The organism is Streptomyces hygroscopicus, from assembly GCF_026168105.1.
Lineage (GTDB): Bacteria > Actinomycetota > Actinomycetes > Streptomycetales > Streptomycetaceae > Streptomyces > Streptomyces hygroscopicus_D.
Map to the genome: position 1 here is coordinate 1 of NZ_LBMW01000156.1, position 1,166 is coordinate 1,166.

A 1,166-nucleotide genomic window follows, 5' to 3' on the forward strand; every position below is an offset into this window, starting at 1 on the left:
GTCCAGCTCCAGCAGGGCGTGGGACAGGTTGTAGATGCCGCCGGCCGCGGCGAGCAGGGTCAGCACGCTGGGCCACAGCTTGGTGAAGCCCTGTGTGGCGTTGGTGCCGAGCGCGAAGAGGATCTCGAAGACGATGGCGATACCGAGGTAGACCCAGGTCATGGGAGCGGCTCTCTCTACTGGAAAAGGAGGGTGGGGAGGCGGGGCCGGAAAGCGGTGGAGCGGGGGAGCGGGGTCAGACCGTGGCCTTGGCGCGCTCTTCCGCGACGCGCTCCTCGGCGACCTTCTTGTCCGCGGCGATCTTGTCCGTGATGCGCAGCGTGGTGCCGCCGCCGATGATCAGGACGAAGGCGAGGACCTTCCAGATGGTCATCGGCTCGTCGTAGATCAGGGTGCCGAAGATGACCGTGCCGACGCCGCCGATGCCGGCCCAGACCGTGTAGCCGACGCCGACGTCGACGTACTTGAGGGCCTGGGAAAGCGTGTAGATGCCGCACGCGGCGGCCGCGGCCGTGAGGAGCGAGGGGCCGAGGCGGGTGAAGGCGTGGGTGGCCTCGGTGGAGAGGGCGAAGGTGATCTCGAAGAGCGACGAGAACAGCAGCCAGGCCCAGCCGATGTTCTGGTTCTTCTGTGTCTGCTCGGCGGACACTATGCCTCCATTGTTGTTTGTGCGTGCAAGTTCCTTAGGATCATGAAGCTCCTAAGTACGGCACGGAGTTAGCTAGGATCTTGCATGGTCATATAACCTGTTGTCAAACCCCCTTTTGAGGAGAGGTACATGAACAACGCCACCACCGCGTCTCCCGCCCCCACCTCGGACCAGGCCGTCTGGGACCGCGTCCTCACCCTCCACGCGCGGGTGGAGCGGGAGCTCGCCAACGCGCTCCAGCGCCGGCACGGCATCGGCCTCTCGGAGTACCGGGCGCTGGAGAACCTGTCCTCCTCACCCACCAGCGAGCTGCGCATGCAGGAGCTCGCCGACAAGATCGGGCTGGGGCAGTCTTCGGTCACCCGGCTCGTCGAGCGGCTGAAAGGTGCTGGTTACGCCTTCAAGGACCTCTGTCCCTCGGACAAGCGAGGGGTCTACGCGGTGATCACCGACGAGGGCCGCAGCCGCTATGTGGCCGCCCGCGCCACCTACGCGGAAGTGCTCTCCGGCGCGCTCA

At 66.0% G+C, this 1,166-nt stretch carries 3 protein-coding genes; 1 reads left to right on the forward strand and 2 read right to left on the reverse strand.

The genetic code is table 11. The features are described from left to right. Together AAW14_RS39360 and AAW14_RS39365 are read right to left on the reverse strand one after the other, a co-directional pair. Positions 1-162 (reverse strand): SMR family transporter (locus AAW14_RS39360; protein ID WP_265569269.1); only part of this gene is annotated, 162 nt, incomplete at its 3' end. Positions 163-235: 73 nt separating this feature from the next. Next, on the reverse strand, positions 236-649 hold the full coding sequence (locus AAW14_RS39365) for a DMT family transporter (protein WP_240495231.1): 414 nt from the start codon (positions 647-649) through the stop codon (positions 236-238). 129 nt (positions 650-778) lie between these two features. Here AAW14_RS39365 and AAW14_RS39370 point away from each other — a divergent pair. Beyond that, on the forward strand, positions 779-1,166 hold a 388-nt coding region (locus AAW14_RS39370), incomplete at its 3' end, for a MarR family winged helix-turn-helix transcriptional regulator (protein WP_265569268.1).